The following is an 8822-nucleotide window of genomic DNA, read 5'->3' as shown; positions in this document are numbered from 1 at the left end:
GCCTCAGCACCTCCACCCACGTCCCGCCCACCCACGGGCGCCCGCGTGAGCAGGTCCGGAACCCGGTCCAGGTCCGGAACCGGATCCAGGACCACCGGATCCAGGCCCGGAGCGGACCCGGTTCTTTCCCCCGGTGGCGAATCCGTCATGGGGAGGACGGCGGCCGGGCCGCGCCGTTGTCATCCGGCGTCGTCCCGCCAGCCGGGTCCGTACCGCGCGGTGTCCTTACACCGACGGATATGATCTCCTCGGCCGATCCGCGTGCCGCCGGCACCCTGACGTACGGTCCGCCGCTCGGGACAGGCGTGGCGCTCGGGACAGGCGTGGCGCCGTCGGGCAGCGGGTCTCGCGCTGAGCTCGACTCGTCGCCACCGTCGGCTATCCCGAGACGCGCCATGGCGGCGGGAACCGGCGTCACGGCCGAAGCCGGAGAAGAAGGAGCCGGTGACGGCAGCGACGGAGGCGAGGTGACCGGCCGGGCAGGCCGGACCCCGGAATCGGGCGCCGGGATCTCCAGGGTTCGGGGCGAGGAGGTCCTGGCGTGCCGGCCGCGTGACACGTAACCGTCGCGCGGGCCGTAGTCGTAGGTGTCGGGTCCCTTGACCGGCACCATGTTCAGCACGGTGCCGATCATCCGGGCGTCAACCGCCCGCAGCGCCTCGACGGCCCGCCGGAGGTGTTCGCGGCGGGTCCGCCCGGCCCGCGTCACCAGCAGAACCCCCTCGACCCGGGTGGCGAGCACGGCCGCGTCAGTCACCGGTAGCAGGGGCGGGGCGTCGACCAGGAGGATGTCGAAGCGGGCGGACAGCAGGTTGATGAGTCCGGCCATGCCCTTGGAGCCGAGCAGCTCGCTGGGATTCGGCGGGATGGGGCCGCTGGCGAGGACCTCTACGCGCCCCTCCCCGACCCGACCCTCCCCCCAGGGCTGCAGGACGTCGTCGAGGTCCGCGGCGCCGATGAGGACCGAGGTGAGCCCGGCGGCGGACTCGACCCCGAGGTGCTCGCCGAAAGACGGCCGTCGCAGGTCCCCCTCGATCAGGCAGACCCGCGCACCGCCCTGCGCCAGGGTGATCGCGAGGTTGCAGGCCACGGTGGTCTTGCCCTCGCCGGAGACCGCACTGCTCACCAGGATCGATCGAGGTCCGGTGTCCACCTCGACGAACTGCAGGTTGGTCCGCAGCTGGCGGAACGCCTCCGCCCGGGCCGAGCGGGGCTTGGCATTGATGATGAGGGGATGCCGGTCGGCGGCACCGTCGTAGCCGATGACGGCGAGGTTGGGCAGCTCGGTCGTCTCACGGGCGTCGTCCTCACTGGACACGCTCGTGTCGAGGCGGTATCGGACGATCCCGGCGGCGCTGCCGACGATCAGCCCGAGCAGCGCTCCGAGCGCGAGGTTGCGGATCGGCTGGGGCGAGACGGGCGAGACGGGCAGCTTCGCGTGTTCCCAGACAGTCACCCGCACGGAGGGTGGTTCGTCGGCCGACGACGTCTCGATCTTCGCAATGGTGCTGGAGAACGTCTCACCGACAGCATCTGCGATGATCATGGCTCGTCTCGGGTCGGAATCGCGCACGACGGCCTGGAGCAGCACGGTGTCCGGGACGGCGTGCGCGCTGATCTGGGCCCGCAGGGCCTCCGGAGTCGCGTGCAGGTGCAGGCGTGCGATCACGGCCGTCGCCACCCGCTCGCTGGCCACCAGGTCGGCATAGGACTTGACGCGTTGCTGGGAGAGCAGGCCTCCCTGGTAGGCCGAGGCGGCTCCGGCGCCCCTGTCCGGCGAGGAGACGACCATCGTCACCGAGGCGGCGTACTCTTTCGTCGTTCGCCAGGTCGCCATGGCGGCCAGCAGCCCGCCGAGGACCACGCCGGCGATCATGATCGTCCAGCTTCGGCGCAGAACACGGACGTAGTCGCGCAGCTCCACCCGTCGACCACCCTCCCGGGACCCAGGTCCCGACCACTCACCGTCATCGAAGACCGACTCAACATACTCGATGGGTAGTCATTCTTTTACTCTTAGCCACGCTTACTCTATGGCCTCATGTGGAGACGTAGAGTAGACGGAGTGGGTCATGGTCGGTGGACAGCGCACATCGCACGGCGCGTCTCCCGGCTCAACCTCCGTCAGCGGGTCGGCCTGCAGATCACTCTGGACAGTGCGGCGCTGGTCCTGGGCCTCATCTCGGCCCAGATCGGCCGCCTGGACTTCACGCTCGGCGCGCTGAGCGATCTCGGCTTCTGGGTCATCTGCACGCTCGCCGTCTGCGTGCTCCACTTCCTGGGCACCGCCCTGCACCTTTACCTGGGGCGCTACCGCTTCGGCGGCTTCGAGGAGGTCCTCGGCCTGCTCGTGTCGGTCCTGCTCACGGTCGTCAGCGTGGTCGTCGTCATCGCCGCGTTCGGCTCCCCGAGACCCGTCCCGCTGAGCGTGCCGCCGCTGGGCGGCGCGGTGGCCCTGGTCGTGATGTTCGGCATCCGCTACCTCTGGCGGCTGACCGAGGAACACCTCCGTCGGCCGAGCAGGGAGCACGCCAAACCGCTCCTCGTGTTCGGCGCCGGTGACGGGGCTGAACGGGTACTGGCGGCCATGCTGCGCACCCGGAACAGTCCTTGCTACCCGGTCGCGCTGCTCGACGACGACCCGAGCACGCACAACCTCCAGCTACTCGGGGTCCGGGTACGTGGTGGCCGGGAGCGGATCGGCGCCGTCGCCGAGTCGACCGGGGCCAGGACCCTGCTCGTGGCGATCCCCAGCGCCGACGGCCCACTGCTGCGGGAGATCAGCGCAATCGCCGAGGGCGCCGGGCTGACCGTGAAGGTGCTTCCCCGCGTCGCGGACCTGATCGACGGGCGGGTCGGCGTCGGGGACATCCGCGACCTCGACCTCGCCGACCTCCTCGGCCGGCGGCAGATCCGCACCGACATGTCCGCCGCCGCGAGCTACCTCGCGGGCCGACGGGTGCTCGTGACGGGGGCGGGCGGATCGATCGGTTCGGAGCTGTGCCGTCAGATCTCCGGCTACGGACCGGCCGAACTGATCATGCTGGACCGGGACGAGTCGGCACTGCGCGCGGTGCAGCTGTCGATCTCCGGCCGGGCGATGCTCGACGACGACGCCATCGTGCTGGGCGACATCCGCGACATCGACCTGATGACCACGCTGTTCACGGAGCGCAGGCCCGAGGTCGTCTTCCACGCCGCCGCGCTCAAACACCTCCCGCTGCTCGAACGCTTCCCCGGCGAGTCGGTGAAGACCAACGTCTGGGGCACTCTGACGATCCTGGAGACGGCCGTGGCCTGCGGCGTCGACCGGCTGGTCAACATCTCCACGGACAAGGCGGCGAACCCGACGAGCGCCCTCGGCTACTCGAAGCGGATCACCGAGCGGCTCACCGCGTGCCTCGCCCGCCGGGCCCGCGGAACGCTGGTCAGCGTCCGGTTCGGCAACGTCCTGGGCAGCAACGGCTCCGTCCTGACCGTCTTCGCCGGCCAGCTGGCCGCCGGCGGGCCGATCACCGTCACCCACCCCGAGGTCACCCGGTACTTCATGACCATCCACGAGGCGGTGCAACTGGTCCTGCAGGCCGGGGCGCTGGGATCACCCGGCGAGGCCCTCGTGCTCGACATGGGCGAGCCGGTACGCATCGCGGACGTGGCCGCCCGGCTCGTGGCTCGGGAGAACCGGCCGATCGAGATCGTCTACACCGGGCTCGGCCCCGGCGAGAAGCTCCATGAGGAGCTCCTCGGTGCGGGCGAGGACGACCATCGACCACACCACCCGCTGATCTCGCACGTGGACGTGCCCGCCCTGGACCCGACCCACGCCCTCGCCCTCGATCCCTGGGCCCCGCCGGAGGAGGTGCTGGCCGAACTCGCGGCCCTCGCCGGCGCGGACGCCGCGGCGGACGAGGTCCCGGCCGGCGCGGACCGACCCGGGGACGGGGGCGCGACCGCAGGCGGACCCCTGGCCGCCGCGGACGTGACCGGGCGGATTCCCGTCCAGCCCACGGCGTCCAACCGTCAACCGCATCCGGCCCGGTGACGTTTGGGATCGTCGGGTCCTGGCGGGCGACCGCACATCCGGCACAGCCTTGAGCCGTCGCCAGATCAGCGGCGGCCGGGGGCAGCTGAGGACCGTACGGCGCGTCGGGCTGGCACCGGAACCCCGATCAGCCGCTGACGATGATGAGCCTGTGACGTCCAGCGACGACATCGGCCCTCCCTGGGACGACAACTTGATCTGCGTGGTGTGCCCGGGGAACGTGCACGGCCCGGGACAGTTCGATATCGCTGACGGGCCCGGGCCGGGCAGCGCCTATGACACGTCCAGCGGCTACCGCCGTGACGCTGCGACCGGGGTGCCGGTGTGCGTCCACCCGGAGAAGATCGGATTCCCCCGGGCCGGTACGCAAGCGGGGGTGACCTGTGGCCGGCCGCGCCGGAACCGGGCCCGCATCCGGGCGAGCTCCCCGACGACCCGGCCGACCTTGCCGGGTGGATGACGGCGCTGGTCCGCCACGCGGGCGCGGGCAGGCTGACCTCCGCCCTGGGAGAGGCGGAGGTCGCCGCGTCCGCGAAGTTCCCGCCGGACGTCGTCGTCGACGCCCTACGGCAGGCCCTCGCCGCCGGCTAACGACCGAAGGTGATCGTGTGGTAGCGGCCGCCGCGGTAGATCCCGATCGACTCGTACAGGCCGTCCAGCACGGCGAGTCGACGCCGGGTCTCGTCCTGGCCGATCCAATACCGCTGCGGCGGCTCACCCCACCCCGCGGCCCGGTACGCCTGGTCGGTGTAGCCGTCCTGGTCGTAGCGGAACCGCTCGTTGCCGGTCGAGTGAACGAAGGTGGTCCCGGTGCCGGCCTGGACCCGCGAGAGGATCGTGAACTGAGCGGTGAGCGCGTGGACCATCTCATCGACCGAGGCGGCCACGTCGAGTTCGGCGGCGGCCTCGCTGCCGGTGAGCTCGTACACGGCCGCCTTGAGCGCCATGGTCCGCAGCGCCTCGACGAACAGCCGGGGACCGTCGGCGTCGAGGTCCCACTCGGCGACGATCGGGTAGCCGGTGAACGTCGCCCAGCACGTCGGGTACCGCAGCGTCGACGTCCTCAGCCGGTCATACTCGGGATACCCCTCGATCACGTCGAGGATCTCGGCGGCCCGCCGGCCGGAAGATCGGGTTCCACCGCACCCGAATATCCAAGGCGGAAAACGGGGAGCTTCCGTCTGCCGACCTGTGCCAGGCGCTCGATGAGCACCGGCAGACCGACGGGGAGCTTGCCGCCTGGCAGGCCAGGTTGGAAGCCGTGGAGGGAGACCGAACGGAGGGCACGACGGACAGACGACAAGTCTTCTAGCTCGCCGCGCTGTCAGCACTGGCTGCATCAACGCGGACACGGATGGACGCTGCGGTCACCACAGCGACCCTCGACGAACTCGAAGCCGACGCCGACGAGATCGCCCGGATGTACGGCTCGGCACCGCACGCTTCGCTGCTGCCGGAGGTCGGCGCCCGCTGGCGGCAGATCACCACCATCCTCGATGGGCCGGTCGCCCCTGAGGCTCGAAACCGGATCACCACGCTCGGCGGGCAGTACACCTACTTCCTCGGCCGGCTGGCGTTCAACGCCGACGACCGGCGCTCCGCCCGCCGGTTCGCCGGACTCGCGGCCCGCTACGCCGAGGATGTCGGCGACCCGGTACTGATCCTGTCCATCGCCGCGCTCCGCTCAAGCATCGCCTACTGGCGGCAGCGGTACGGACCAGCCTTGGAGGCCCTTCGTACTGTCGCCCACATCTCCGATCCGTACATGAACGCACGGATCGCTGCCTACGAGGCGCGCACTCTCGCGAAGACCGGCGACCATGACGGCGCTCGAAACGCGCTGGACCGGATGACTCCTCCGCCGGCTAAAGCCGGCGGCTTCTCAAGCTGCCTGAGCATGGAAGCCACGGCGTGCACCATGGCGCCCCTGCCCGGGGAAACGCCGGTCGGCCCGGCCGCCGTGGCCATGTTCCGCTCCGGGATCGCGATCACTATGGGTGATGCTGCTATGGCTCGTGAGTGGGCGCCAATCGCGATGGAGGGCTATCGGCGGCGAGGCGGGGACTACACCGTTGAAGAGTCCCAGCACGCCGCAGTGCCCGAAGCCCTCCTGCACCTGACTGGCCACAGGGCCGAGCCGGAAGAGGCCGCGAGGATCGCGCTCGGCATCCTCGGGACCTCGCCGGTAGCACCCACCCACACTGTCGTAGCGCGACTTCGGCAGTGCGTCGGCGAGTTCACGCCCGCTCACCGGGCGCTTCCCACGGTCGCCGCGTTCGTCGAGGAGTGCTGTGCCCTGCCCGCGGGGACGAGAGTCCAGTGAACATCCCGACGCTGACGACGGACCGGCTCATCCTGCGACCGATTCACAACGACGACGTCGCCGGCTACACCAAGATCTGGTCCGATCCCGAGTTCACCCGCCATATCGGCGGCCGTTCCGACCCTGACAACATCTGGCATGCTATGGCCGGCAACATCGGCTGCTGGGCACTTACCGGCGTCGGCCCCTGGTCAGTCGTAGAGAAGGCGAGTGGGCAGCTTGCCGGCCGCGCCGGGCTGTGGGCCGAACCGGGATGGCCAGGCGTTGAAGCGGTCTGGTTCATCGGCCGGCCGTGGTGGGGCCGCGGGTACGCCGCTGAGGCCGGCCGGGCGGCGATCGCCTGGGCGTTCGCCGCGCAACCCGACCTTGCCGAGGTCGTCTCCGTCATCCTCCCGGCCAATACCGCGTCCGTCCGAGTCGCCGAACGTCTCGGGATGGTGTACATCCGCAGCGAGTTCCTCCACAGAGAGGATCACGCCGTCTACGCGATCAGCCGCGCCGAGTAGGCCTCCCGGAGCACGCCGTTGGCCGAGGGCCGACCTCTCTGCCGCCGGTAACGGAGCCGGCTGCTCTGGTACCAGGCTGAGTGTTCCGCCGCTACCGTTGATGCGGGGAGTGGTCGACGGCAGACGGAGAGAAACCCATGGCGTGGAACAAGCGAGGGTCGACCAGTGGTGGAGCCTCCACCGGCCGTGACAGCGTCAAACGCGGCGGCAAAGGCGGATCCGCCGGATCCAAGGGGAACCCCGACGTCGAGAAGGACTACGACAAGCGGGGCGCGAAGGCCGGGCATGCCGACCTGGAGCCGGTGGAGACCGCGGACTGCCCAACCTGCAACGGCACCGGGAACGTGGTCGCCGAACGGGTCGAGACAGACGAAGATGGCGGCTACTCGGGAACGCAGGAGAAGAAGTGCCCGACGTGCGGCGGGGCTAACCGAATCACCAAGAGAAAATGACCAGCGATCCGCCTGAGCCGGGGCCGGCGGACGACCGCGGCCCGACCGGGCCGGAGCCGGTCGTGCCGATGCTGTCGCTGGTGGCCTGCAACAAGTGCCGGCGTCGCCGTGGCGCCCAGTTGCATGCCACAGGCAGCGTCGAGCGGGTGCCCGAGCGGGGGACGTGCCCGCACGGCAGGCCGCTGCGGAAAATCTGGGCGCCTGGGTTCGGGCCTGGTGCGGAGCCGCCGGAGGATCCGACCACGCCAGAAGAACGGCGCCAGGGCCCAGTCTGACCCCGGGCACGCCAAACGACGGCCCAGCCACCCGCGAGGGACGGCCAAGACAGCTTGGTGGTGCGGGAGTGCCTGGACGGCCGAGAGTTTGTCGGATGCCGGCGGATGATCCGCCATCCAGGCTCAATCCCGGTCACCGTGGACGGCGGACGCGGGCAGCGTCGCGCCCGGCGGCCCGGCGGCTGGCGGCCCGGCGCGGTCCGCCCCCAGTCGGTCGGCGTACCAGGTCACGGTTGCCGCCAACTCGGTGGTGAGAGCCGCCCCGGTCACGTCCGGGAACAGCGAACGCATCGTCGTCGTGTCCGCCTGGGAGTCCCGGATCTCCCCGGGCCGGGGCGCGGCGTGCTCGACGACCAGCCGCCGGCCGAGGATCCCCTCCAGCCGGGCGATCAGGGTGAGCAGATCGGTACGGGTCCCGGACCCGATGTCGACCGGGTGTGGATGGGTCAGCCGGCGGCACACCGCATCGCACAGCATCCCGGTGACCAGCTCGACAGGGATGAAATCGCGCGTCTGCCGGCCGTCCCCGTGCACCGTCAGCGGCCGGCCGGCCAACGCGGCCTCGATGAAGGTCGGCACCACGGCCGCGTACGCGTGCCCGGCGGACTGGTAGGGGCCGAACACGTCGAACAGCCTGACCGTAAGCACCGGCAGACCGAAACTGGCCTGGTAGGACAGCGCATATCCCTCGGCGGCGAGCTTCGAGGCCGCGAAGGGACTGCGCGGAAGGCACGGGGTGCCCGCCGAGGGCGGCAGCGGACCCGCGCCACCAGCGGCCGACCGATCGCCAGCGGCCGACCGATCGCCATAAACCGATGAGGAGGACACGACGACGACGTGCGTCTCGGCCCGGTGGGCGACGCCGAGCACCGTCAGGGTGCCGGTCGCGTTCACCGCGTGGGTGGCCATCGGGTCGAGCAACGACCGTTCGACCGACGGCCGGGCAGCCAGATGCACGATGCTCGACGCCCCGGTGCACGCCTGTTCGACCAGCGTCCGGTCGGTCACGCTGCCGACGACGAGCTCGGCAGGCAGCCCGGCGAGATTCGACAGCGCCCCGGTACTGAGATCGTCGATCACGACGACCTCCGTGCCTGCCGCGAGGAGCGCTCTGGTCAGGTGGGCCCCGATGAAGCCGGCCCCACCCGTCACGACTACCTTCACCATTCATCACCCTTCGAGATCATGATGATACAGATAGTAGTATGATCGGTCGCCTACATC

Annotated in this window: 9 protein-coding genes; 6 read left to right on the top strand and 3 right to left on the bottom strand. The window is 70.6% G+C overall.

Annotation, left to right across the window (positions count from 1 at the left end; genetic code table 11):
* Positions 1 to 145 precede the first annotated feature (145 nt).
* On the bottom strand, positions 146 to 1924 hold the full coding sequence (locus AC08OX_RS03365) for a tyrosine-protein kinase domain-containing protein (RefSeq protein ID WP_476606455.1): 1779 nt from the start codon (positions 1922 to 1924) through the stop codon (positions 146 to 148).
* A gap of 117 nt (positions 1925 to 2041) precedes the next feature.
* Here AC08OX_RS03365 and AC08OX_RS03360 point away from each other — a divergent pair, with 117 nt between their 5' ends.
* The 3 genes from AC08OX_RS03360 (at position 2042) to AC08OX_RS03350 (ending at position 4633) form a co-directional block, all read left to right on the top strand.
* Entirely contained in the window at positions 2042 to 4042 is a 2001-nt protein-coding gene (locus AC08OX_RS03360) for a polysaccharide biosynthesis protein (RefSeq protein WP_476606454.1), read from the top strand.
* Positions 4043 to 4193: 151 nt separating this feature from the next.
* Positions 4194 to 4502: a hypothetical protein gene (locus AC08OX_RS03355; RefSeq protein WP_476606453.1), complete on the top strand. Its 309-nt coding sequence runs from the start codon at positions 4194 to 4196 to the stop codon at positions 4500 to 4502.
* Entirely contained in the window at positions 4499 to 4633 is a 135-nt protein-coding gene (locus AC08OX_RS03350) for a hypothetical protein (protein ID WP_476606452.1), read from the top strand. Before AC08OX_RS03355 ends, AC08OX_RS03350 begins: the two co-directional genes overlap by 4 nt.
* Here the strand turns inward: AC08OX_RS03350 and AC08OX_RS03345 are convergent.
* Positions 4630 to 5139, bottom strand: a complete 510-nt coding sequence (locus tag AC08OX_RS03345; RefSeq protein ID WP_476606451.1) for a hypothetical protein — start codon at positions 5137 to 5139, stop codon at positions 4630 to 4632. The two genes, AC08OX_RS03350 and AC08OX_RS03345, sit on opposite strands and share 4 nt — an antisense overlap.
* A 257-nt stretch (positions 5140 to 5396) precedes the next feature.
* Here AC08OX_RS03345 and AC08OX_RS03340 point away from each other — a divergent pair, with 257 nt between their 5' ends.
* The 3 genes from AC08OX_RS03340 to AC08OX_RS03330 all read left to right on the top strand — a co-directional run bounded on the left by AC08OX_RS03340 (position 5397) and on the right by AC08OX_RS03330 (position 7323).
* Entirely contained in the window at positions 5397 to 6365 is a 969-nt protein-coding gene (locus AC08OX_RS03340; RefSeq protein ID WP_476606450.1) for a hypothetical protein, read from the top strand.
* Entirely contained in the window at positions 6362 to 6871 is a 510-nt protein-coding gene (locus AC08OX_RS03335; protein ID WP_476606449.1) for a GNAT family N-acetyltransferase, read from the top strand. The genes AC08OX_RS03340 and AC08OX_RS03335 overlap by 4 nt, the downstream gene beginning before the upstream one ends.
* Before the next feature lie 137 nt (positions 6872 to 7008).
* Positions 7009 to 7323: a hypothetical protein gene (locus AC08OX_RS03330; protein WP_476606448.1), complete on the top strand. Its 315-nt coding sequence runs from the start codon at positions 7009 to 7011 to the stop codon at positions 7321 to 7323.
* A 398-nt stretch (positions 7324 to 7721) separates the two neighbouring features.
* On the opposite strand, the gene AC08OX_RS03325 is transcribed toward AC08OX_RS03330, so the two are convergent.
* Positions 7722 to 8765 carry an NAD-dependent epimerase/dehydratase family protein gene (locus AC08OX_RS03325; protein WP_476606447.1) on the bottom strand — a complete coding sequence of 348 codons (1044 nt, stop codon included), beginning with the start codon at positions 8763 to 8765 and terminating at the stop codon, positions 7722 to 7724.
* Positions 8766 to 8822 lie beyond the last annotated feature (57 nt).

This window comes from Frankia sp. CoBUL1, from assembly GCF_978021245.1.
The sequence above is the reverse complement of the archived record's forward strand: the minus strand, read 5'-3'. Positions and strand labels throughout refer to the sequence as shown.